This is a genomic window from Cellulomonas sp. URHE0023 (genome assembly GCF_000688475.1).
Classification (GTDB): Bacteria; Actinomycetota; Actinomycetes; order Actinomycetales; family Cellulomonadaceae; genus Cellulomonas.
Map to the genome: position 1 here is coordinate 92,534 of NZ_JIAN01000010.1, position 23,030 is coordinate 115,563.

The 23,030-nt window shown below is 71.6% G+C and carries 21 protein-coding genes; 6 read left to right on the forward strand and 15 right to left on the reverse strand.

Features of this window, described 5'->3' with window-relative positions; translation table 11 throughout:
• Positions 1–81 precede the first annotated feature (81 nt).
• The 5 genes from N553_RS0118770 to N553_RS0118790 form a co-directional block, all read right to left on the reverse strand.
• Positions 82–975, reverse strand: a complete 894-nt coding sequence (locus N553_RS0118770; RefSeq protein WP_028047803.1) for an FKBP-type peptidyl-prolyl cis-trans isomerase — start codon at positions 973–975, stop codon at positions 82–84.
• Positions 976–1,116: 141 nt separating this feature from the next.
• Positions 1,117–2,478 carry a Pup--protein ligase gene (pafA, locus tag N553_RS0118775; RefSeq protein ID WP_028047804.1) on the reverse strand — a complete coding sequence of 454 codons (1,362 nt, stop codon included), beginning with the start codon at positions 2,476–2,478 and terminating at the stop codon, positions 1,117–1,119.
• A 30-nt stretch (positions 2,479–2,508) separates the two neighbouring features.
• Positions 2,509–3,204 carry a proteasome subunit alpha gene (gene prcA / locus N553_RS0118780; protein ID WP_028047805.1) on the reverse strand — a complete coding sequence of 232 codons (696 nt, stop codon included), beginning with the start codon at positions 3,202–3,204 and terminating at the stop codon, positions 2,509–2,511.
• Positions 3,201–4,037 (reverse strand): proteasome subunit beta, encoded by an 837-nt coding sequence (gene prcB, locus N553_RS0118785; RefSeq protein ID WP_028047806.1) that lies wholly within the window; start codon positions 4,035–4,037, stop codon positions 3,201–3,203. The genes prcA and prcB overlap by 4 nt, the downstream gene beginning before the upstream one ends.
• Positions 4,034–4,231 carry a ubiquitin-like protein Pup gene (locus tag N553_RS0118790; protein ID WP_028047807.1) on the reverse strand — a complete coding sequence of 66 codons (198 nt, stop codon included), beginning with the start codon at positions 4,229–4,231 and terminating at the stop codon, positions 4,034–4,036. Before N553_RS0118790 ends, prcB begins: the two co-directional genes overlap by 4 nt.
• A gap of 166 nt (positions 4,232–4,397) precedes the next feature.
• On the opposite strand from N553_RS0118790, the gene N553_RS0118795 reads away from it, so the two are divergent.
• The gene (locus tag N553_RS0118795; RefSeq protein WP_028047808.1) at positions 4,398–8,027 is read left to right on the forward strand and encodes an SCO7613 C-terminal domain-containing membrane protein; all 3,630 of its coding nucleotides are present in this window, start codon (positions 4,398–4,400) and stop codon (positions 8,025–8,027) included.
• A gap of 2 nt (positions 8,028–8,029) precedes the next feature.
• Here N553_RS0118795 and dop read toward each other — a convergent pair whose 3' ends face one another.
• From dop to N553_RS0118815, 4 genes are all read right to left on the reverse strand, one after another.
• Complete coding sequence (gene dop / locus N553_RS0118800; RefSeq protein WP_028047809.1) at positions 8,030–9,637, reverse strand: depupylase/deamidase Dop; 1,608 nt, start codon at positions 9,635–9,637, stop codon at positions 8,030–8,032.
• A gap of 58 nt (positions 9,638–9,695) precedes the next feature.
• Positions 9,696–11,330 (reverse strand): proteasome ATPase, encoded by a 1,635-nt coding sequence (arc, locus tag N553_RS0118805; RefSeq protein ID WP_028047810.1) that lies wholly within the window; start codon positions 11,328–11,330, stop codon positions 9,696–9,698.
• Between the two features lie 163 nt (positions 11,331–11,493).
• Positions 11,494–12,504: a tRNA (adenine-N1)-methyltransferase gene (locus tag N553_RS0118810; protein WP_034623451.1), complete on the reverse strand. Its 1,011-nt coding sequence runs from the start codon at positions 12,502–12,504 to the stop codon at positions 11,494–11,496.
• Between the two features lie 11 nt (positions 12,505–12,515).
• On the reverse strand, positions 12,516–13,652 hold the full coding sequence (locus N553_RS0118815) for a site-2 protease family protein (protein WP_028047812.1): 1,137 nt from the start codon (positions 13,650–13,652) through the stop codon (positions 12,516–12,518).
• A 92-nt stretch (positions 13,653–13,744) separates the two neighbouring features.
• Between N553_RS0118815 and N553_RS0118820 the strand changes: the two genes are divergently transcribed.
• Positions 13,745–14,662 (forward strand): PD-(D/E)XK nuclease family protein, encoded by a 918-nt coding sequence (locus N553_RS0118820; RefSeq protein ID WP_028047813.1) that lies wholly within the window; start codon positions 13,745–13,747, stop codon positions 14,660–14,662.
• Positions 14,663–14,670: 8 nt separating this feature from the next.
• Here the strand turns inward: N553_RS0118820 and N553_RS0118825 are convergent, their stop codons facing one another.
• Positions 14,671–15,363: an HAD family phosphatase gene (locus N553_RS0118825; RefSeq protein ID WP_028047814.1), complete on the reverse strand. Its 693-nt coding sequence runs from the start codon at positions 15,361–15,363 to the stop codon at positions 14,671–14,673.
• 84 nt (positions 15,364–15,447) lie between these two features.
• On the opposite strand from N553_RS0118825, the gene N553_RS0118830 reads away from it, so the two are divergent.
• Entirely contained in the window at positions 15,448–16,302 is an 855-nt protein-coding gene (locus N553_RS0118830; protein ID WP_028047815.1) for a PAC2 family protein, read from the forward strand.
• Positions 16,303–16,306: 4 nt separating this feature from the next.
• On the opposite strand, the gene mshC is transcribed toward N553_RS0118830, so the two are convergent.
• Positions 16,307–17,554, reverse strand: coding sequence for a cysteine--1-D-myo-inosityl 2-amino-2-deoxy-alpha-D-glucopyranoside ligase (gene mshC / locus N553_RS0118835; RefSeq protein WP_028047816.1), 1,248 nt, complete (start codon positions 17,552–17,554; stop codon positions 16,307–16,309).
• Positions 17,555–17,610: 56 nt separating this feature from the next.
• On the opposite strand from mshC, the gene N553_RS23695 reads away from it, so the two are divergent.
• Positions 17,611–18,636, forward strand: a complete 1,026-nt coding sequence (locus N553_RS23695; RefSeq protein WP_051640365.1) for a CorA family divalent cation transporter — start codon at positions 17,611–17,613, stop codon at positions 18,634–18,636.
• Between the two features lie 4 nt (positions 18,637–18,640).
• Here the strand turns inward: N553_RS23695 and N553_RS0118845 are convergent, their stop codons facing one another.
• Positions 18,641–19,519, reverse strand: coding sequence for an undecaprenyl-diphosphate phosphatase (locus N553_RS0118845; protein WP_028047817.1), 879 nt, complete (start codon positions 19,517–19,519; stop codon positions 18,641–18,643).
• A gap of 78 nt (positions 19,520–19,597) precedes the next feature.
• Here N553_RS0118845 and N553_RS0118850 point away from each other — a divergent pair, with 78 nt between their 5' ends.
• Positions 19,598–20,557 carry an aldo/keto reductase gene (locus tag N553_RS0118850; protein WP_028047818.1) on the forward strand — a complete coding sequence of 320 codons (960 nt, stop codon included), beginning with the start codon at positions 19,598–19,600 and terminating at the stop codon, positions 20,555–20,557.
• An 8-nt stretch (positions 20,558–20,565) separates the two neighbouring features.
• Here the strand turns inward: N553_RS0118850 and N553_RS0118855 are convergent, their stop codons facing one another.
• Positions 20,566–20,853: a hypothetical protein gene (locus tag N553_RS0118855; protein ID WP_028047819.1), complete on the reverse strand. Its 288-nt coding sequence runs from the start codon at positions 20,851–20,853 to the stop codon at positions 20,566–20,568.
• Positions 20,854–20,964: 111 nt separating this feature from the next.
• Between N553_RS0118855 and N553_RS0118860 the strand changes: the two genes are divergently transcribed.
• Entirely contained in the window at positions 20,965–21,219 is a 255-nt protein-coding gene (locus N553_RS0118860; protein WP_028047820.1) for a DUF5703 family protein, read from the forward strand.
• 33 nt (positions 21,220–21,252) lie between these two features.
• On the opposite strand, the gene N553_RS0118865 is transcribed toward N553_RS0118860, so the two are convergent.
• On the reverse strand, positions 21,253–21,594 hold the full coding sequence (locus tag N553_RS0118865; RefSeq protein ID WP_028047821.1) for a hypothetical protein: 342 nt from the start codon (positions 21,592–21,594) through the stop codon (positions 21,253–21,255).
• Positions 21,595–21,682: 88 nt separating this feature from the next.
• A complete protein-coding gene (locus tag N553_RS0118870; RefSeq protein ID WP_028047822.1) occupies positions 21,683–23,014 on the reverse strand; it encodes a M20/M25/M40 family metallo-hydrolase in 1,332 nt (443 codons plus the stop codon).
• Positions 23,015–23,030: the final 16 nt, after the last annotated feature.

The window sequence follows — 23,030 nt, forward strand, 5'->3', positions numbered from 1 at the left end:
AGCAAGTTTCGCACCCGCCAGGACCGGTCGCCCGCGGCGCGGACACCGCGCGCCTCGTGCTGAGGCGGCCCTGCGTCCGGATCAGCCGGCGGAAGCGCCCGCCGACGGGTGTCCTGTGTCGAGGATGTCGACCACGTACACCACCGTCTGCCCGGCCATCTCCTCGCTCTGGGTGATCCCCAGCGCGTAGGTCGGCGGCACCACGAGCATCACCTGGCTGCCGACCGGCTGGTCGACCAGCCCCTCGGACCAGGCCTGCACGTCCTGCAGGGAGAACGACACCGGCAGTCCGGTCCGCGACCACGTCGAGTCGAACGACTCCCCCGACGTCCATGAGAAACCTGTGTACTGGACGGTCACCATGTCGTTCGCCTGGACCTGCTCACCGGTACCCCGGATGAGCGGCTGCGCGACGAGCGCCCCAGGAGGCTCCGTACCCGTCGGGGCGATGCTCGGTGCGCCCGAGGGGTCGAGGGTCACGACGGGAAGGTCGGCGCGCACCGGGGCGGGCTCGCCCGATGCGCGGGTCGGCAGCACGTCGATCACGGTGACGGTCGGGTAGTCCGTGGCTCCGGTGCCGCTGCCTGGGCTGATCTGGAGCAACCGGGCTCCCACCTTCTGGCCCTGCAGGGTGTTGTACAGGTCCTTGCCCAGGTCGACCTCGGTGAGCAGCAGCGCCGTGGGCTTCGTGCTGAAGGACTCCTTGACCAGCGACGCGTCGGAGGCGTCCTCGAGCCAGAAGTCGATGAGCACGGCCTGCCCGTCGACGAGCGACGGTCCGTCGCCCGGCCAGATCTGCTCCGTGTGCGTCGACGTGACGTCCAACGGGGTGAGGTACGTGATCGTCGGCGCTTCGCCCGGCTCCCCGGTCACGTTGACGTCAGGGACGAGCGAGTCCTGGGGGCTGCACCCTGCGAGTCCGACGAGCGTCAGCGCCAGTGCCGCAGCCGCCGCCAGGGCACGCAGTCGTCGCACGTGTTTCCTCCTCGTGGTCGCAGCCCGCGGCGCGGACACGGCGTCGACCGGGACCACCGGACGACGCACCGGGACACTGTACGGTCCCGACCTGGGGCTCGAGGACTCCGTGCCGAGCAGCCACCGAGGCTGCCCGCACGCTCACATCGACTCGATGAGCCGGTCCACCCGCTCGTCGACACTGCGGAAGGGGTCCTTGCACAGGACCGTGCGCTGGGCCTGGTCGTTGAGCTTGAGGTGCACCCAGTCCACGGTGTAGTCACGCCGTGCGTCCTGCGCGGCGCGGACGAAGTCACCGCGCAGCTTGGCGCGCGTGGTCTGGGGCGGGACCGCGGTGGCCTCGAAGATCTCCAGGTCGGTGGTGACGCGCTCGACCATCCCGCGGGCCGCGAGCAGGTTGTACAGCCCTTCGGTCCGGGAGATGTCGTGGTAGGCCAGGTCGAGACGCTGCACGCGGACGTCCGACAGCTCGAGGTTGTGCTTGGCCCGGTAGCGCTCGATCAGCTTGTACTTGATCACCCAGTCGAGCTCCCGGTCCACGAGCGACAGGTCACCGGTGCGCAGCGCACGCAGCCCGCGCTCCCACAGGTCCAGAACCTGCTTGTTCTCGGGCGTCGGTCCCCCCTCGGAGGCCAGGAAGTCGCCGACGCGCGTCAGGTACTCCTCCTGCAGGTCGACGGCCGTGACCGTCCGCCCGTTGGCCATCGTGATCGGGTGCATCCCGGTCATGTCGTGGCTGATCTCGCGGATCGCGCGGATCGGGTTCTCGAGGGCCATGTCACGCATCGGAGCGCCGGCCTCGATCATGCGCAGCAGCAGGTCGGTCGTCCCCACCTTGAGCATGGTCGTCGTCTCGGACATGGACGAGTCGCCCACGATCACGTGTAGACGGCGGTAGTGCTCGGCGTCGGCGTGCGGCTCGTCGCGCGTGTTGATGATCGGACGCGACCGCGTCGTGGCGCTGCTCACGGCCTCCCAGATGTGGTCGGCGCGCTGCGAGAGGCAGTAGACGGCACCTCGGGGCGTCGCGAGGACCTTGCCCGCGCCCGTGAGGATCTGCCGCGTGATGAGGAACGGCACCAGAACGTCCGAGAGGCGCGAGAAGTCTCCCTGGCGCCGGACCAGATAGTTCTCGTGGCAGCCGTAGGAGTTCCCGGCAGAGTCGGTGTTGTTCTTGAAGAGGTGGATCTTGCCCGGAAGGCCTTCGTGCTCCAGCCGCTGCTGCGCGTCCGCCACGAGACCCTCGAGGATCCGCTCACCCGCCCTGTCGTGGGTGACCAGCTGCCGCACGTCGTCGCACTCCGCCGTGGCGTACTCGGGGTGCGACCCGACGTCGAGGTAGAGCCGCGAACCGTTGCGCAGGAACACGTTGGACGAGCGCCCCCACGCGACGACCTTGCGGAAGAGGTACCGCGCGACCTCGTCGGCCGACAGCCCCCGCCCGTCCTGAGCCGCGCACGTCACGCCGTACTCGGTCTCCAGACCGAAGATCCGCCTGTCCATCGCCATCCCTCCTTCGTGTGGTGCACGCCGTCAGTCGAGCAGGTCCTCCAGCAGGGCGCCGGCCAACCGACGGAACGTCCGGCGCGGTCGCGTCCGGTCCAGCACGGCCACCTCGAGCTGTGCGGCCGGGATCGCCCGCTGCTCACCGCCGTCCTCCGCCGGCGACCCGAGCGCCCCGACGGCCAGAGCGAGAACCTCGGGCAGGGTCATTCCTGCGTGCCAGCCGTCGGACACGACAGAGCCGAGACGTTCGGCCTGCCCGCCCATGACCACGAAGCCGTGCTCGTCGGTCACCGAGCCGTCGTAGGCGAGGCGGTAGATCTGGTCGCCCGACGCCTCGCGTCCGACCTCGGCCACGACGATCTCCACCTCGAGCGGCTTGGACTCCGTCGTGAACACCGTGCCGAGCGTCTGGGCGTACGCGTTGGCGAGGCCGCGCACGCTGACGTCCTCGCGGTCGTAGGAGTACCCCCGCAGGTCGGCGTAGCGGACACCGGCCACGCGCAGGTTCTCGAACTCGTTGTACTTGCCGACGGCTGCGAAACCGATCCGGTCGTAGATCTCGGAGATCTTGTGCAGCGCCCGTGAGGCGTTCTCGGTGGCGAACGCGATGCCGTCGTCGTACTGCAGCACGACGACCGAACGGCCCCGCGCGATGCCCTTGCGCGCGTAGTCGGCGCGGTCCTTCATCAGCTGCTCGGGCGACACGTAGAAAGGCATGCTCATCGCTGGCCACCTCCCCGCGCCCGGTGGGCACCCCGCCGCTGCTCCTCGACCTGCTCGACGATCGCCGCGAGCTGGTCGTCCGGCGCGCGCAGGTAGCCCGCTTCGGTGACGGTCGCGACAACCGGCCAGATACCCCGCGTCCGGTCCGGGCCGCCCGTGGCCGAGTCGTCGTCGGCCGCGTCCCACAGCGCCTCGACCGCCACGCGCACCGAGCTCTCAGCGTCCAGGTCGTGCTTCCACAGCTTCTTCAACGACCCGCGCGCGAACACGGAGCCCGACCCCACCGCGTGATGGTCGTGCTCCTCGTAGCGACCGCCCGTGACGTCGTAGGAGAAGATCCGGCCGGCGCGCCTGTCGAGGTCGTACCCGCCGAACAGCGGCACCACGGCCAGGCCCTGCATCGCGAGCCCGAGATTCCCCCGGATCATCGTCGCCAGCCGGTTCGCCTTTCCGTCGAGCGACAGCAGCGAGCCCTCGATCTTCTCGTAGTGCTCGAGCTCGAGCTGGAACAGCCGGACCAGCTCGATCGCCAGGCCGGCGGTGCCCGCGATGCCGACCGCCGAGTACTCGTCAGCCGGGAACACCTTCTCGATGTCCCGGCTCGCGATCATCGAGCCCATCGTGGCGCGACGGTCGCCCGCCATGACGATGCCGCCGTCGAACGCGAGCGACACGATCGTGGTGCCGTGTGGTGCCTGCAGCTCGCCGGCCGGTCGGTTGCCCGGGAGCAGGTGCGGCGCGTGGCTGGACAAGAACTCCACGAACGACGACGAGCCGGGCGTCGTGAACGCGTGCGGCAGCCGCCCGGAGGCGGACGTGTCGTACCGGTTCACTGGCCGCCCTTCTGGACGAACCCGCGGACGAACTGCTCGGCGTTGGACTCGAGGACGTCGTCGATCTCGTCGAGCAGGGCGTCGACATCGGCGTCACGGGACTGCGCGCTGGCGCTGGCAGGCGCCGGGGTGTCCGGCCCGTCGTCCGGCTCCTCGTCCTCGCGACGTGGGCGTACGTGTTCCTGACCAGCCATCGTGGGCCTCCCGGTGTGCCAGCTGACGCGTTCAGCTCCACCCTAGGCCCATCATCGGACGCACCTGGCTCCGGCGCTCGGCAGGCGGACGGCTGGATGGGCGAACGTTGTGCACAGTCGGGCCGATGCCGCGTCGCGGGGCCATCCGTACTGACACGATCTCCCGATGACGGACCCGGAGATCCACCTGACGCCCGCCCTGGCTCATGCACGGCGTCTGCTCCTCGACGCCAGACTCTGCCCTGGCTGCGACAGCACCATCGCCGGACCCACGTGCGGAACGTGCCGGCTCGAGCTGTCGGGCGACCGCGGAGCGCGACTCTGGCGGTCGTCGCTGGACGCCGTCGCCGCACTCGAGGCCCGTGCCGTGCTGGTGGCCGACCTCCGCGCCGCTCAGGCCGTGTCAGCACCCCGTGCCGCGACCGTCGTGCCGACTCCGCCCGACCGGCCGACACCCGTCTCGCTCCCCGCCTTCGCAGCTGCGCAGCCCGCCCACGCCGCCGGTGTACCCGTCCCACGCCCTCCGGCACGACCGTTCAGCGGGCCGCCACGGACCTCCGCTCCGCCCTCGGCGCCGTGGCGGGTGCAGACGGTGCTCCAGGTCCTGGGAGTCGCTCTGCTCGCCATGGCGAGCCTCGTGTTCCTCGTCTTCAGCTGGGACGTGATGAACGTGAGCCAGCGAGGTGCGGTCATCGGCCTCGGGACGGTCGTCGTGCTCGTGCTGGCGGTGTGGCTCAACCGGCGCGGCCTCGGTGCGTCGGCCCAGGCGGTCGGCGTCCTCGGCTCGGTGCTCGTGGTGCTCGACGCCTGGGCGGTCTACGCGATCGGCGTCCTCCCGGACGTCGACCCCGCGGCGTACGCAGCCGTCGCCTGTCTCGTCTGCGCGACCGGCCTCGCAGCGTACGGCTGGGCGACGGGGATCCGGTCGGGGACCGTCGGCGCGAGCCTCCTGCTCCCCCTCGCACCCGTGATGGTGCTCGTGCACGCGCAGAGTGCCGCCCAGGGTGGAGTGATCCTGCTCACCGCGACCGTCCTCGCCACCGTGCGCTTCGTGCCCGCGCTGACGCCGCTCAGGGCCGAGCGCACGCTGCTCTGCGTCGCGGCGACGTCCGGCGTCGTCACCGGCTGGATCGCGGCGCTCATCGGGGTCGCCTCGGACGGCGAGGCGTGGCCCCCCATCGGCGTCCTCGGAGCCGCGGCGGTGCTGGCGGTGCTGCAGGCCGTACTCGCGGCACGGGCAGCCGGCTCGGCCGGACGGCCCGCCAGGGCTGGTCGCGCCTGGGCCGCAGCTGCCGGCATCGCCGCCGTCTCGGCCGCGACGGCAGCGTCGGTCGAGCTCGACCTTGCCGGAACGGCGCTGCCGGCGCTGCTGGCCGTCGCACTCGTCGCAGCGCTGCCCCGTTGGCCGGTGACCCGGCCCGGACGTGGGCTCCTGCGCGCATGCGCTGACGGTGCGACGATCGCGACGCTCGCGGTCGGTGCACCGAGCGTGGTGCTCGCGCTGACGGCCGGGACGGACGTCGTCGCAGGGCTCGACGGCCTCGACCGGTCGGCGGCCGTCGAGCAGGTCGTCGGGTCAGCGGCTCTCGTCCTCATGCTCGTCGCCGACGCGATGTGGCGCGGTGGCCGGGCAGCGGCGGCGGCTCGCCATGCGTCGGCGGTGCTGACGATCGAGGTCGTGCTCGTCTCCGCCGCGCTCGTCGGTGCAGAGCGCGCGACGATCACCCTCCTCGCAGCGGGTGTCGTCGCGACGGTGGTCGGGCTGCTGCGGATCGGTTGGCTGCGCTGGTACGTCCGTGCCGGCGCGGCGCTCGGCGTGGCCGGTGCGCTCGCCGCGAGCCTCGGTGAGCCGTGGTGGACCGGCCTGGCCCTGGCTGCGTGTGCAGCGTTCGCGTTGTCCGCCCGCTGGTGGACCGACGCGGATCCTGCGCGTGCCAGCTCGACCTTCGCGACCGCGGTCCTCGCCTGGGCTGCGGTCGCCCAGCTGCTGTTCGCGGGTGACGTGGCGGCACCGGTGATTGTGGCCGCAGCGGTCGCCGTAGCGGTTCTCACGACGACGGCTCTCGGCCTGGCGCGGAGCGACGGGGACCGGCACGCGGCGCTCGCCGTGGCTGCCCTGGTCGGTGCGGGCTGCTGGGTGACCGGCGTCTCGCCCACGCCGGCGGTCGTCGGCCCGACCGTGGTGCTCGGAGCCGTGGTCGCCGCGGCGGTGCTGGCCGTCGCCGTCTGGGGGCAGGGTCGCCTCGTCGGGCCGGTCGTCGTCGTCGCCACCGCAGCCGTCGCCCCGGTGACGGCGCTCGCACTGGTCACCGCCCAGGCGCTCACGGGACAGCCGCCGGTGGTGGTCGCCTGCCTCCTGACCGTCGTCATCGGTGGAGCGGCAGCGGTGGCTGCTGGGGCGCTACCGCCGACCGTGGCCGACCGACGCATCCCCGTGGAAGCCGTGGGGTGGCTCGTGGTCGCCGCCGGGATCCTCGCCTCGGGCGCGCAGGGCGTCTCCACTGCCGCACTGGGCTTGGTGCTGGCCTCGGTCGTCGCCGCCGCGTGTGCGGCCCGGCGGGACCGGCGGGTCGAGCTCTGGGTGGCCCTCGGGCTGCTGGTCGCGGCATCGTGGTGCGCGCTCGTGATCAGGGATGTCGGCGTGCCCGAGGCGTACCTCGCCCCGCTCGGGGTGGTCCTGGTCGGGGTCGGCCTCGTGCGCTGGCGTTCGGGCGGTGCTGCGGCTGCCGAGCTGCTCGGCTGCGGGCTCGCCCTCGCGACCGTGCCGACCTCCGTGATCGCCGACCCACTGGTCGTAGGTGCGCTGGCTCTCGACCGGGCGGTTCTCGCGACCGCATCGTCCGCCGTGCTGGTGCTGGCCGCCTCCCTCGTCGTTCGCCGAGGTCATGCGCCCCCCACGGTGGGCCACGACCCCGTGCTGGCCCTCGCTGCGGTCGGGGGCGCTCTCGCGCTGCTCGGCCCGGCCCGCCGCGCCGTCATGATCACCGTCGAGAGCTGGACCGAGCCTCAGGGGTCCGTCGAGCTGTGGGCCCTTCCCGCCGCCATGCTGCTCGCCGGCGCGTGCACCACGTGGCTGCTGGCTCGGCCGGGACGCGACGCACACCTGCGACGGGCAGCCCCGTGGGCCGTGCTTGCGCTCGCGACTGTGCCCGCCCTGCTCACGCACGACGAGGGGCCCGCGGGACTGGTCCGGATCTGCGTGGGCGCCCTTCTCGGCACGTACCTCGCCGGCCGTGGGGCCGCGGGACGCGCCGTGCTGCCGGGCGTGCGCTGGTCACCGCCCGCGGACGACGTGCTCGGGATGGGGGCGATGGTGCTCGTCGCCAGCGCGGTTGCCGCTCTGAGTCGCACGTGGGCCGTGCCGCACGACGCCGTGCTCGTGGTGCTCGGGCTGATCGTCCTGCTCGTCGGCGGGGTGCGGATGCGCACGCGGCCGGCTACGGCCACCTGGCTGGCGTTCGGTCCCGGACTCGCCCTCGCCCTGGGGGTACCCACGCTCACGGCGCTGGCCACCGGAACCACCTGGCGAGTGGGGGTCGTGATCGCCGGTGGGATCCTCGCCGTCGTCGTCGGCGCCGTGCGGCGGTGGCAGGCGCCGTTCGTCGTCGGGTCGCTGGCGCTCCTGGTCCAGCTCGTGGTCCAGCTCGCTCCGGTGACCCGCGAGGCGATCGGCGGGCTGGGCTGGTGGCCGGTGCTCGCCCTCGGCGGCGCGGCGCTGCTCGGCCTGGGGCTCACCTACGAACGGCGGCTGCGGGACGCCAAGGAGGCTGTCCGGTACGTCGGGCAGATGAGCTGACGTCAGGCGCCGAGGGCCGCCAGCAAGGACGCAGCGTCAGGGCTGCGGTCGAGCAGGTCGCCGACGTGCGCGGCCGTCCCGCGTAGGGGGTCCCGCATGGGCACCCGCTGCAAGGTCGCGGCACCCTGCACGTCGAACACGACCGAGTCCCAGCTCGCCGCAGATATCTCCGCGCCGTAGCGCGCGACGGCCTCGCCGCGGAAGTACGCACGGGTGTCCCGTGGCGGGTGGAGCACCGCCTCACTCACCTGCTCGGGGGTGACGAGCAGCTCGACGGCCCCCGCGTTGACGAGGCGGTGGTAGAGCCCCCGCTCGGGCCGGACGTCCGACCACTGCAGGTCCATCGCGGCGAGGCGCGGGTGGTCCCACGCCAGGTGGTCACGATGGCGCATCCCTTCGAGCAGCCTCAGCTTGGCGAGCCACTCGACCTCACGTGCGCAGCTGGCGGGGTCGGTTGCCAGACGGTCCAGCAGCGACGCCCACCGCTGGAGGACGTCCTCGCTCTGCTCGTCGAGGTCGTCCCCGGTGTGCGCGAGCGCGGTCCGGACCGCCATGAGGTACTCACGCTGGATCTCCAGCGCCGTGAGGTGCCTGCCGTCCACCAGCTCGACGCGGGCGGTCAGGGTCAGGTCGTGGCTGATCAGGTGGACGGCCTGCACCGGGTCGCGGAGGGTCAGCCGGTCGACCGTGGCGAGCGCCCCGCCCGCACCACCTTCAGCGACGGCCCGTTCGATGAGCCACAGGACCAGCGACGTGGTGCCCAGGCGCAGGTACGTGGAGACCTCGAGCATCGTCGCGTCACCGATGATGACGTGCAGCCGGCGCCACCGGTCCGGGTCGGCGTGCGGCTCGTCGCGCGTGTTGATGATCGGACGCCGCAAGGTCGTCTCGAGGCCGATCTCGGCCTCCATGTAGTCGGCGCGCTGAGACAGCTGGAAGCCGGCAGCCTCCCCGCGCTGCCCGACGCCGACCCGGCCGGCCCCCGTGAACACCTGTCGGGTCACGAAGAACGGGATCAGGCGGGCGGCTAAGTCGTTGAACGGCACCGCGCGGTCCACCAGGTAGTTCTCGTGCATGCCGTAGGTGGCGCCCTTACCGTCCACGTTGTTCTTGTACAGCGCCACGTCCGGAAGAGCCTGGGTCGAGGCGAGGGCCCGTACCGACGCGAGCATGACGCGCTCGCCGGCCCGGTCCCACCGCACGACGTCGAGCGGGTTGGTGACCTCCGGCGAGGAGTACTCCGGGTGAGCGTGGTCGACGTACAGGCGAGCACCGTTCGTCAGGATGACGTTGGCCGCGCCCGGGTCCTCGTACTCGTCGGCGGTCGCCCGCGGCAGCGCTTGGGGCCCGTCGCCCGAGGGTGCCGGGGCCTCCGGTTCGTCGGTGAGCATCGACGGGTGGGCGGACGCTCGCTGCAGGTGGAACCCGCGGGCGTCGTGCAGCGGGTCCTCGTCGTCGTAGTCCCACCTGGCCCTGGTCCGCGCGCCCTCGCGAGCAGCCGCGTGCACCGCGACCACGTGCGACGACAGCAGCATCGGGTTGGCCAGCGGGCGTCCGGGCTGGAGGATCCCGTACTCGGTCTCGATCCCCATCACGCGGCGCACGGTCACGACACCACCCTAGGGTCGTCCCGCGACCGTGCGTCGACGTGTCCGCCGCGGCGGTGGTCTACAGGTACTGCCCGGTGCTCGTCACCGTCTCGATCGTCCGCGAGCCCTCCGCACCCTTCTTGCCCTGGACGATCGTCCGGATGAAGACGATGCGCTCGCCCTTCTTCCCGGAGATCCGCGCCCAGTCGTCGGGGTTGGTGGTGTTGGGCAGGTCCTCGTTCTCGCGGAACTCGTCGACGCACGCCGTGAGCAGGTGGTCGACGCGGATGCCGCGCGTGCCGCTGGCCAGGAAGTCCTTGATGGCCGACTTCTTGGCGCGGTCGACGACGTTCTGGATCATGGCGCCCGAGTTGAAGTCCTTGAAGTACAGGACCTCCTTGTCGCCGCTGGCGTAGGTGACCTCGAGGAAGCGGTTCTCGTCGCTCTCCGTGTACATCCGCTCGACCACGCGGCTGATCATCGCCTCGACCGCCTCGTTCGGCGACCCACCGTGCTCGGCCAGGTCGTCCGGGTGGATGGGCAGGCTGGGCACGAGGTACTTGGCGAAGATCTCGCGCGCACCCTCGGCGTCCGGCCGCTCGATCTTGATCTTCACGTCCAGGCGGCCGGGCCGCAGGATGGCCGGGTCGATCATGTCCTCGCGGTTCGAGGCGCCGATGACGATGACGTTCTCGAGCCGCTCGACGCCGTCGATCTCGGACAGGAGCTGCGGCACGATCGTCGTCTCGACGTCGCTCGAGACACCCGTCCCACGGGTGCGGAAGAGCGACTCCATCTCGTCGAAGAACACGACGACGGGGTGCCCCTGGGACGCCTTCTCCCGGGCGCGGGCGAAGATCAGGCGGATGTGCCGCTCCGTCTCGCCGACGTACTTGTTGAGCAGCTCCGGACCCTTGACGTTCAGGAAGAAGCTCTTGGTGTCGGCCGTGTCCTCCCCACGGGCAGCGGCCGCGGTGGCCGCGAGAGAGTGCGCGACGGCCTTGGCGATGAGCGTCTTGCCACACCCGGGCGGGCCGTACAGCAGGACACCCTTCGGCGGCTTCAGACCGTGCTCGCGGAACAGCTCAGGGTGCAGGAACGGCAGCTCCACAGCGTCACGGATCGCCTCGATCTGCGGGCCGAGGCCGCCGATGTCCTTGTAGTCGATGTCCGGCACCTCTTCGAGGACCAGGTCCTCGACCTCGGCACGTGGGATGACCTCGAAGACGAATCCGCTGCGCGAGTCGATGGTGAGCGCGTCACCGATGCGCACGTGTGCGTCACGGACCTGCCCGGCGAACCGCACGACGCGCTCCTCGTCGCCGCGTCCCACCACGAGCGCACGGTCGGTACCGAGCAGCTCCTTGACGGTGACGAGCTCGCCGACCTCTTCGTAGCCGCCCGCCTCGACGACCGTGAGGGCCTCGTTGAGCATGACCTCTTGGCCAGGACGGAGCCTGCCGACGTCGAGCGACGGGCTCGCGCCCACGTGCATCTTGCGACCTGCCGAGATGATGTCGACGCTTCCGTCGTCACGCGACCCCAGGTAGGTGGCGTAGGTGCCCGGCGGCTTCGCGAGGTCATCGACCTGGCGCTTGAGGTCCACGATCTGCTCACGTGCGGCCACGAGCGCGTCGCTCAGACGCTCGTTCTTGGCCGTCAGGACACTGAGCTCTCGCTGCAGGTCTCGCTCAGGGGCACCCGGATCTGTCATGTCGTCGGCCTCCGTTCCGCTCGCATGGTCTCCGTCGTCGACGCTCCGTCTCCATCGTGCACCGCGCTGTGCCTGCTGGTCCGACGACCCTAACCACAAGTGTCAACACCGGGCAGCGCGACGCGGCCGACTCGGCCGAACGTCCCGCTCCGCGGACAGCTGCTCAGGTGGTCGGTGCCTGGCCGACGTCACGGCGGGCACGGCGCAGCTTCTTGTCCGAGACGGCGCGCTCCCCCATGGCCTCGGACGACCAGAGCTCGGCGTCGTCCACGGCGGGTGCCCCGTCGGCCGCGACCGGGTACGCGCCCTTGGCCGGTCGACGCCGACGCTGCGGTGCGTCGACACCGTCCGCGAGCCGACGCGTGGTGAGCAGGAACCCCGTGTGCCCGATCATCCGGTGCTGCGGGCGGACCGCGAGACCTTCGAGGTGCCACCCGCGCACCATCGACTCCCACGCCTCGGGCTCGGTGTACCGCCCGTCGGAGCGGATGTCCTCGGCCAGGCGAGAGAGCTGCGTCGTCGTCGCGACGTAGGAGATGAAGACGCCGCCGGGGGCCAGGGCGACGGCGACCGCGTCGAGGTTCTCCCAGGGCGCGAGCATGTCGAGGACGACCCGGTCGACACTTCCGGGCCCTGCCACCGTCGGCAGGACGTCCGACAGGTCCCCGACGGACAGCTCCCACGCCGGGTGCGGGCCGCCGAAGAAGCCCTCCACGTTCCCGCGCGCGATGGCTGCGAAGTCCTCGCGCCGCTCGATGGAGTGCAGCGAGCCGGCGTCGCCGACGGCACGCAGCAGCGACATCGTCAGTGCGCCGGACCCGACGCCGGCCTCGATCACGCGCGCGCCGGGGTAGATGTCGGCCATCGCGACGATCTGGCCCGAGTCCTTCGGGTAGACCACGGCTGCGCCGCGCGGCATCGACAGGACGTAGTCGGCGAGCAGCGGGCGGACCGCGAGGTACTCGATGCCCGAGGTGTTGCGCACGACCGTGCCCTCCGGCGCGCCCAGGAGCGAGTCGTGCGTCAGGTAGCCGCGATGCGTGTGGAACGAGCCGCCCTCGGCCAGCGTGATGGTGTGAAGACGTCCGCGCGGGTCCGTCAGCTGCACGCGGTCGCCCGCTCGGAAGGGGCCGCGGCGTTGCGCGGCACCGGTGGACGTCTGCTCGGGGGTCACGGTCCCCGAGTCTAGGAGCGGATGGCCGCCACGACGTCCATCGCGCGGATCAGCCCGACCACCTTGCCGTCGACCAGAGCCGCGACGACCGGCGAGTGCCTCGTGGCCTCGCCGATCGCGCCCACGAGCGCCTGCCCGCTCAGCGTCCCGTCCACGAAAGCCCCGACGGGCAGGGGGATGGCGACGGCCGTGACCGGCGTGGCGCCGGCCGCCTCGGCCGGCACCGAGGCGGCCGCGGCACGGTCCACGTAGGCCGCGGGTCGGCCGTCGGGCGAGAGGATGACCACCTCGTCGGCCCCGGCTGCGGCCGCGACGGCCCCCGCGTGCGCCAACGAGTCGGTGTGGCCGACACCGACGGCGCGGCGGCCGACCGAGTCCAGCGTGATCTGCTGGACGGCCTTCTGCGAGCGCCCGCCCCGGACGGCCGTCGACGCCCCTGACCACAGGAACGCGCCGATCAGCGCGGACCACATGACGCTGCTGATCTCCGGCTGCCGACCGTTCAGGAGGGGAACCACGAGGGCCCAGGCCAGGACGCCGACTGCGACGACGCGCCCGGCCCACCCCGCGACGACGGTGCCCGTGTGCCGGTTCTTGGTGATGCCCCACACGGCGGCCTCGAGCACCCACCCGCCGTCCAGAGGCAGGCCGGGGATGAGGTTGAACAGGCCGAGGAACCCGTTCGAGACGGCACCGGACCACAGCAGCAGACCGCCGACGGTGTCCGTGCCGACCTGCGCCGCGAGCCAGGTGAAGACCCCCGCGAGCAGGAGGTTGCTCAGTGGGCCGACGATGGCGACCAGAACGCTGGTGAGCGGAGTCGGGGACACGCCACCGAAGCTCGTGTGGCCGCCCCACAGCGTCAGGACGAACTCGCGTGGCTGCTGCCCGCGGGCGCGGGCCATGAGACCGTGCGCGAGCTCGTGCACGAGCACCGAGCCGAAGAGGAGCACGACGAACCCGAGGGCGACCACGTAGATGCGGACACCGACGTCTCCGCCGAGCCAGCGGCGCACGCTCGGTGCGATGAACAACGTCAGCACGACCGCTGCGAGCACCCAGCTGGGCGCCAGGATGATCGGGGCGCCGACGACTCGGCCGATCACCCAGCCTGGCGTGCGACGTTCCGAGGGGCGGTCTGTGCTCACGTGCCCAGCGTAGGTGTGCGTCGGTCCGCGCCCGTGTCGGTGGTGACGCCTACTGTCGGAGGCATGCACCTCCCTGACCCGCCGGCTCCCTCATGAGCGCCGACTCCCTCGAGCTCGAGGTCGCGGACGAGGCGGTCGAGGACGCGGTCGAGCAGCTCGTCACGGGCGGCCGACCGCCGTCGCGACCCGGCCTGTCGCCGTCGCGGGCCAACGACTTCCTGCAGTGCCCCCAGCTGTTCCGGTTCCGGGTGATCGACAGGCTGCCCGAGCCGCCCAGTCCGGCTGCGGCCCGCGGCACCCTCGTGCACTCGGTGCTGGAGCACCTGTTCGACCTGCCCGCTCTCGAGCGAACCGTCGAGGCCGCCCATGCGCTGCTGCCGGTCGAGTGGGAGATGCTCCTCGAGCGGGACCCGTCCATCGGTGAGCTGTTCGCCGAGCCGGCCGACCTGACCGAGTGGCTGACGAGTGCAGAGTCGCTCCTGGCGACGTACTTCACCCTCGAGGACCCCACGCGACTCGAACCCCGTGAGCGCGAGCTGATGGTGTCGACCGAGCTCGACGAGAACGGTCCGCAGCTTCGCGGGATCATCGACCGCGTCGACGTCGCGCCGAACGGCTGGGTGCGCGTCGTCGACTACAAGACGGGCCGGTCTCCCCGTGCGGGGTTCGAGAGCTCGGCGCTCTTCCAGATGCGGTTCTACGCCTACGTGATCTGGCGCACCCGGGGCGTCCTGCCCAAACGCCTGCAGCTCGAGTACCTGGGCGACGGGGTGATCCTCACGCACGAACCGTCGGAGTCCGAGATGGCGACGATCGAGGCACGGGTGCGCTCGATCTGGGGCGGGATCGAGGATGCTGCGCGGTCGGGCGACTGGCGCCCCCGGCCCTCCAAGCTGTGCGACTGGTGCTCGTACAAGGCACTGTGCCCGGCGTTCGGCGGGACACCGCCCGAGGTGCCTGCGGGAGCGGTCGAGCGGTCGATCGGCATCGTGCCCGACGTCCGCCCCTGACCGCCCTCTCAGCCGGCGGTGCGCAGGTCGAGCACGGCGCCCTCGGCGACCCGCACCAGGTCGTCCAGGGACACCACCTCGAGGGACGCGACCCGGCTGAGGCCCTCGCGGTGCTCGACGCGGTGGTGCACCTCGATGGCGACCGTCCGGGCGCCCGAGCTGACCGCCGACGCGATCCCTGAGCGGGAGTCCTCGACCGCGACGCACGTGGCGATGTCGACCCCGAGACGTCGTGCGGCCAGCAGGTAGGGCTCCGGATCGGGCTTCGGCCGGCTGACCTCGTCGCCGCTGACCACGACGTCGAACAGGCCGACGGCCGCGGCGAACGGTTCGGCGAGCACCGCGAACGACGACGTCACGAGCGCCATCGGCACACCCGCCGCGTGCAGCGCGACGAGGAGCTCATGTGCTCCGGGCTGCCACGGGATACCGGCCGCGACGGCGGCCGCGACCCGCAGGTTCAGGAAGTCGACGATCTCGTCGTACGGCAGGTCGACACCGCGCGCGGCCAGGGCCTTGGCGCTGACGATCATCGGGTTTCCGACCATCGCCAGCCCGTCCTCATGCGTCCACACACCACCGTGGGCCTCGACCAGCTCGGTCTCCGCCGCGATCCAGAACGGCTCCGTGTCGATCAGGGTGCCGTCCATGTCCCACAGGACGGCGCTCAGACGGGGATCGTGGCCGGTGGCTGGGTTCACCGCGCCATCCTAAGAGGGGGCACCGACTCGCTCGCGCACGGTCCCGTCCGGCGGCTCGGCAACACCGCGCCCTAGGCTGGTCGGATGAGCACGCCACCCGCGGACCTTCCTGCCCACGAGACGGTGCTGCTCGCGGCGTTCGAGGGGTGGAACGACGCCGGGTCGGCAGCCACCCAGGCCCTGGAGCACCTGCACGAGGTCTGGGACGCCGAGCACGTCGACGAGCTCGACCCCGAGGAGTACCACGACTTCCAGGTGAACCGCCCGATCGTGGGTCTCGGACCGGACGGGCGCCGCGAGATCACCTGGCCGACGACCGCGGTCGCTGTCGCCACCGCACCGGGCAGCGGGAGACGCGTGGTTCTCGTGCACGGCATCGAGCCGTCCATGCGGTGGCGCCGCTACTGCACCGAGCTGCTCGACATCGCCGCCAGTCTCGGTGTGAACACCGTCGTCACGCTCGGCGCGCTCCTCGCCGACGTACCGCACACGCGCCCGATCCCCGTGAACGCCACCAGCGAGGATGCCGAGGTCCGAGACATCTTCGGCCTCGAGCCCAACAGCTACGAAGGTCCGACCGGCATCGTCGGCGTCCTGCAGCACGAGGCCGCCACCCGTGGGCTGCGTTCGCTCTCGCTGTGGGCAGCGGTCCCCCACTACGTCGCGCACCCACCGTCCCCGAAGGCCACGCTGGCGCTCCTGCACCGGATCGAGCAGCTGCTCGGCGAGCCGGTGCCGCTCGGTGAGCTCCCGGACGACGCCGCCGCCTGGCAGCACGGGGTCGACGAGCTCGCTGCAGAGGACGCCGAGATCGGCGAGTACGTGCAGCAGCTCGAGGAGGCCAAGGACACCGCCGACCTCCCGGAGGCCAGCGGTGAGGCGATCGCCCAGGAGTTCGAGCGGTACCTGCGGCGGCGCGACAAGGGCACCGGCGGCTGACCGGCTACAGGCGGATTCCCAGGAGCGCGTCGACGGTGCGTGCGATGACTCCCGGGGCACCCTCGACGGGGTCCGCCGTGCCGGCGAGCGAGAGGGCCGCCCAGGCGTCGACCACTGCGAGCGCGCTCGGCGTGTCAAGGTCGTCCGCGAGGGCGGCCCGCACCGCGGCGAGGGCAGCGTCGGGGTCGGGTCCGCCGTTGCCGGAGACCGCGTCGCGCCAGCGCTCCAGCCGCTCGCGTGCCTCCACGAGCCCGGCGTCGGTCCAGTCCCAGTCGTCGCGGTAACGGTGCGCCAGGATCGCCAGCCGGATCGCCATCGGGTCGACGCCCTGCTCGCGCAGCCGCGAGACGAGCACGAGGTTGCCGAGCGACTTGCTCATCTTGTGCCCGTCGAGACCGACCATGCCCGTGTGGACGTGTACTCGCGCACCGTGCCCGGCGTCGAGCAGGCGAGCGTGCGAGGTGCTCATCTCGTGGTGCGGGAACAGCAGGTCGGAGCCGCCACCCTCGACGTCGAACGGCAGTCCGAGGGCGTCGCGCGCGATGACCGCGCACTCGATGTGCCAACCCGGGCGGCCGGCCCCCAGGCTGCCGCCGTCCCAGGCCGGTTCACCGTCGCGGGCGCGGCGCCAGAGCAAGGGGTCGAGCGGCGCTCGCTTGCCGTGCCGTCCGGGATCCCCACCGCGCTCGGCAGAGAGCGTCCGCATCAGGTCGTCCTCCAGCCCGGCGACCTTGCCGAACGAGACGTCGGCCGACAGGTCGGCGTAGACGTCACCGAGCTCGTGGCCTTCCGTGGGCACCCGGTAGGCGGCACCGGCTGCGAGGAGCTTCTCCACGGCCTCGACGACAGCGGGAATGGCCTCGACCACACCCGAGTAGGCGTCCGGCGGGATGACGGCCAGTGCCGCCATGTCCTCGGCGTAGAGGGCGGTCTGCGACTGCGCGAGGTCACGCCAGTCGACGCCCGTGGCCGCTGCCCGCTCGAGCAGCGGGTCGTCGACGTCCGTGACGTTCGAGGCGTACCGGACCGTGTGCCCGGCGTCGCGCCACGCCCGGCCGAGCACGTCGAAAGCGACGTAGGTGGCGGCGTGACCCATGTGGGTCGCGTCGTAGGGCGTGATGCCGCAGACGTACAGCGTCGCCTCGGTCCGAGTCGCGGCGACGACGACCTGTCCGGTGGACGAGTCCAGGACCCTGACCGGGTCACCGGTCCCGGGGAGCGCAGGGACATGCGGCGGCGGCCAGGTGAGCACGGCGGCAGCCTAACCGCGTCCCCGCACCGCGTGGGTGCGAGGTCCACAATGCCCACGTGAAGGATGAACCGATCCACCTGCTCGACATCACCCCCAACGCCTCCGGCGAACGCGTGGTGGCACGCACGGCGACCGGATGGGGCGACCCGGCGCTCGCTCTGCGGCGAGACGGCACGCTCTGGGTGATCGTCGAGTCACGTTCCGACCTGGCCGCGGCCTGCCGCCGGCACGGCATCGGTGAGACCGCGCTGAACATGTTGGAGCACCGTGGGCCGGGTGCGCACCCGTCGTCCGCGGACCACCCGCTGCGGGCGCGGCTCGACCGCTCGCCCGACGGCGAGATCGTGCTCACGGTCCCGACCTTGTCCTACGTCGAGCAGACCAAGGATGTGCACACCGGCGCACTTGTCAGCGTCGTCGGCGCAGGAGTCGTGCTGATGTGCGAGCTCGGTGACGCGGACGTGGTCGGCCGCGCGCTGGAGAAGCTCACAGGAGGCATCCCCGTTCCCGACGAGGGCGTCCACCAGATCCTGGCTGCGACGCTGACGTCGCTCGTCGCGGAGGCGTCTGATGTCGAGGTCGGGCTCGGCGACGCCGTTGCCGCCGTCGAGGGCGCGGTGTTCTCCAGCAGCCGGCGCAGCCCCGTGCAGGAGATCTACGACCTCAAGCGCGAGATCGCCGAGGCACGGCGCGCGCTCAGCCCCGTCACCACGGTGCTGCCCGAGCTCGTCGCCGAGGCCGAGGAGGCCGACCAGCGCAGGCAGTCGCAACCGTGGCTGCACCGGCTGACCGCCTGGGTGGACCGCCTCGACAAGCACCTGGACGCCTACGACGACCTGCTGACCGACATGCTCTCCGCGCACCTGTCCCAGGTGTCGGTGCGGCAGAACGAGGACGTCCGCAAGATCTCGTCGTGGGCGGCGATCGCCGCCGCACCGACCCTGCTGGCCAGCGTCTACGGCATGAACTTCCGGCACATGCCTGAGCTCGACTGGACCTACGGCTATCCCCTCGCCGTCGGGGCGATGCTCGTGATCTGCGGCTCCCTGTACGTGCTCTTCCGCAGGTCCGGCTGGCTGTAGCGGCCTACGCGGTCGCGTTCGGCTCCAGCACGCCGGTCAGCAGGAGGATGACGACGAGGGCGGCCAGCCCGAGGCGGTAGTAGACGAACGGGCGGTAGCTGAACGTCGAGACGATCTTCAGGAACACGATGATCACCAGGTAGCCGACGACGAAGGCCACCAGCGTCGCGACGAGCGTCGCGAACAAGCCGGGCGTGCCGGCGGTGCCGAAGTCCCCGACGCTCTTGGCGAGCTGGAAGAGCCCCGACCCGAACACCGCGGGGATGGCTAGCAGGAACGAGTACCGCGCGGCCGCCTCTCGGGTGTAGCCCATGAGCAGGCCGCCGGTGATGGTGCCGCCGGACCGGGACACACCGGGCACGAGCGCGAGGGCCTGCCAGAACCCGAACTGGACGGCGTTCCTTCCCGTCATCTGCTCGAGCGCGAGGCGTTTCGCACCCACCTTGTCCGCCCAGCCGAGCAGCAACCCGAAGACCGCCAGCGTGAGAGCGATGAGCCACAGGTTGCGGAACGTCTTCTCGATCGCGTCCTGGAAGAGGAGTCCGAGCACGACGATGGGGATGGAGCCGAGCACGATGAACCACGCCATCAGGGCGTCGTGGTCAGACGTCTCACCGACCGGTGCACCGAGCCGCGCCTGCCAGGACGTGCCCAACGACCCGCGCAGCGCGGACCACCACGCCCGGGCGATCCGTGCGATGTCCCGCCGGAAGTACAGGAGAACCGCTGTCTCGGTGCCCAGCTGGGTGATCGCCGTGAAGGCCGCGCCGGGATCGGAACCGATCAGGTCGCCGACGATGCGCAGGTGCGCGCTCGACGAGATCGGCAGGAACTCGGTCAACCCCTGGACGAGCCCCAGCAGGATCGCCTCACCCACACCCATTCCCGAAGTCACGAGCCGAACCATAACGGTGCCGTGTTGCCCCGAACGTGCAGGCGGCGCCGATTAGTGTTGCGCCTCATGGAACAGCGCCACCTGGGCCGCACCGGTCTGCGGGTCTCCCGGCTCGGGCTCGGCACGATGACGTGGAGCCGCGACACCGACGCGCACGACGCGTCCGAGCAGCTACGCGACTTCGCCGACTCCGGCGGCACCCTGATCGACACGTCGGCCTCCTACGCCGACGGGGGTGCCGAAGAGCTCCTCGGCACGCTCCTGGGTGACGTGGTCCCGCGTGAGGAGATGGTGCTGTGCACCAAGGCGGGCATCCGCCAGACCGCCACGGGCGGGGTGGTGGACGCCTCACGCGGTGGCCTGCTCAGCTCGCTCGACGCATCACTGCGACGGCTGCGCACCGACCACGTGGACCTGTGGCTCGTCCAGACGCCCGACCCTCGCACCCCGCTCGACGAGACCATCTCGGCGCTGCGACTCGCGGTCACGAGCGGGCGCGCACGCTACGTCGGCCTGTCCAACCACGCCGGCTGGCAGGTTGCCCGAGCCGCCACCTTGCTCGAACGTGAGATCGGACTGACCGCCGTCGAGGCGGAGTACTCGCTGCTGCAGCGCGGGATCGAGCGAGAGGTCCTCCCCGCGTCCACCGTGCTGGGCGTCGGCGTGCTCGCCTGGTCGCCGCTCGGCCGTGGCGTCCTGACGGGGAAGTACCGCCGGACCATCCCGGCGGACTCCCGGGCGGCGTCACCTCACCTGGCCGGGTTCGTCGAGCCCTACCTGGCACGGTCGTCGGCCGCGATCGTCGAGGCGGTGGCCACCGCGGCAGAGGGACTCGAGCGCACAGCGCTGGAGGTGGCCCTCGCCTGGGTGCTCAGCCAGGGGATCTCGTCAGCGATCGTGGGAGCCCGGACCGCGACGCAGCTCCGGGCCTCGCTCGCCGCACAGGATCTCGAGCTCCCCGACGAGCTGCGTCGCGCGCTCAGCGAGATCAGCGCACCGGCTCTCGGGTACCCCGAGCGGTTCTAGGCGTCCGCTCAGGCCTCGGCCAGATCGTCGACAGACGCGTCGACGTCCTCGTCCTCGTACTCCTCGTCGTCCTCGTCGTCGTCCTCGTCGTCGTCCTCCTCCGCGAGGTAGAACGGCGTCGCCTCGCCGTGCACCGTGCCGAGGGCGTCGTCGTAGACCTCGAAGGCGTCAGCCAGGATGTCGTACGCGTCGTCGACTGCAGGGTCGTCCTCACCGTGGGGTGAGGCGACTGCTGTGTAGTGGGCCTCGAGGGCTGCGATCAGGCGGTCCAGTGCGGCACGCGGGTCGACGGTCATGCGACGACGTTAGCCTCCTGCGCGGCACAATGGCAGCGCGTAAGGTGTCTCGGCACCGGGAGGACTTCGAGTTGCGACGTGGGTCCGACCACGGCGAGGACGAGGTGACGGATGGCAGACGGTCAGACACGGACGAAGCGCCCCGACTGGGTCGCACAAGGCGGTCAGTACGAGTACCGCGTGCTCAGGATCCCTGCGGCCGTCTCACGCAACGACGCGCGCCGCATGCTCACAGAGCAGGCCGAGCTGGGCCGCTGGGAGCTCTCGAGAACACTCCTGTTCGCGGGCGGGGAACGCAAGGTCTGGTTGCGGCGCAAGGTGATCCGCGTCCGCTCGACCCTCGCCGAGACCACGACCTCCGAGTAGCCGCTGCGCCGCTGACGCGAAGCCGACGCTCGCTCAGGCGTGGGCGACGCGCCGAGCACGAGTCACGCGATCCCGTCCCCGGAACTCGTCCACGGTGATCGCTGGACGGCAGTCGCGGAGCCAGCTCTGGACCTCGATGAGGTTCGCCACGTCCCCGCCGGAGTCCTGGGTCTCGTCGTCCGCCGGATCCGCTGCGGCGCCGTCGTGGGAGACGGTGATCCCGAGGGCGGTGAGGAACGCCGTCGCGCGGTAGACGTTCAGCGTCCGGTCTGCGAGGTCCAGACGGTCCATGGCGATGCGCACCTCGCGCTCGTCGACCCGGTGGACCGGCGCGTCCAAGGGACCAGCCGTCCTGCTGTGCGCGTACTCGTTCATGGCCGACTCCCTCGTCGCGGGGCTTCCTTGCCCCCTCCATCGACAGCAGGTGCCCCGTTGAGGAGCAGTTCACCCCGACGAACAGAGATCAGCAGTCGCGCAGCAGCCGGTCGAGCACCCGGGTCCCGAACAGGAGTGCGTCTGTGGGCACGCGCTCGTCCACGCCGTGGAACATGCCTGCGAAGTCCAGCTCGGGGGGCAGTCGAAGCGGCGCGAAGCCGTAGCCGCGGATGCCCAGACGGGCCAGAGACTTGTTGTCCGTGCCGCCCGAGAGCGTGTAGGGCAGGACGACGGCGTCCGGATCCTCGGCGACGAGAGCGTCGACCATCCGGTCCACCAGGTCGCCGGAGAACGGGACCTCGAGCGCTTGGTCGTGGTGCAGCGGCGTGACCGTGACGTGCTCGCCCGCGAGCGCACGGACGGTCGTCAGGAACTCCTCCTCGTACCCCGGCAGGAAGCGCCCGTCGACCGTCGCCTCCGCCGAGCCTGGGATGACGTTCGCCTTGTAGCCGGCGGTGAGCTGCGTGGGGTTGGTGGTGTTGCGCAGCGTGGCGCCGACGAACTTGCCGGCGGGTCCGAGCGCGGCGACGAGGGCGTCGATCCCGGCAGGGTCCTCGGGGTCGTACGGGAGCCCGGTGAGCTTGCCGACGCCGTCGAGGAGCGCCCGAACCGTGGGCGTGAGCTGCAGCGGCCACGGGTGCCGGCCCAGCCGGGCGACCGCCTCGGCCAGGTGCGTCACCGCGTTGTCGACGTTCACCTGGCTTCCATGGCCCGCACGGCCGTCTGCGACGAGGCGCAGCCAGGACAGGCCCTTCTCGGCCGTCTGCAGCAGGTAGGCGCGGCGGCCGTCGACGTCGACGGAGAAGCCGCCGACCTCGCTGATCGCCTCGGTCGCACCCTCGAAGAGCTCAGGCCGGTGGTCGACGGCCCAGCGTGCACCCTTGGCGCCGCCCGCCTCCTCGTCGGCGAACATCGCGACCACGACGTCCCGCGCCGGCCGACGACCCTCCCGGGCCATCTGCCGCACGACCGCCAGGATCATCGCGTCCATGTCCTTCATGTCCACGGCCCCGCGGCCCCAGATCAGGCCGTCGACCTCCTCGGCGCCGAAGGGGTCCACCGACCAGTCGTCGGCCCGTGCCGGAACCACGTCGAGGTGCCCGTGCAGGACGAGCGCGGGGCGGGACGAGTCCGAGCCTTCGAGCCGGACGACGACGCTGGAGCGACCCGGTTCGCTCTCGAACAGCTCGGGGTCGAGTCCGACCTCGGTGAGCAGGCCCATCACGTGCTCGGCGGCTGCTCGCTCCCCCGGGCCCGAGTCGTCACCGTAGTTCGACGTGTCGATCCGGATCAGGTCCCGGCAGATCTCGACGACCTCGTCCTGGGCGGTCACGGGCGAGGACGGTCCGGTGGCGGGCATGGCGACCAACCTACCG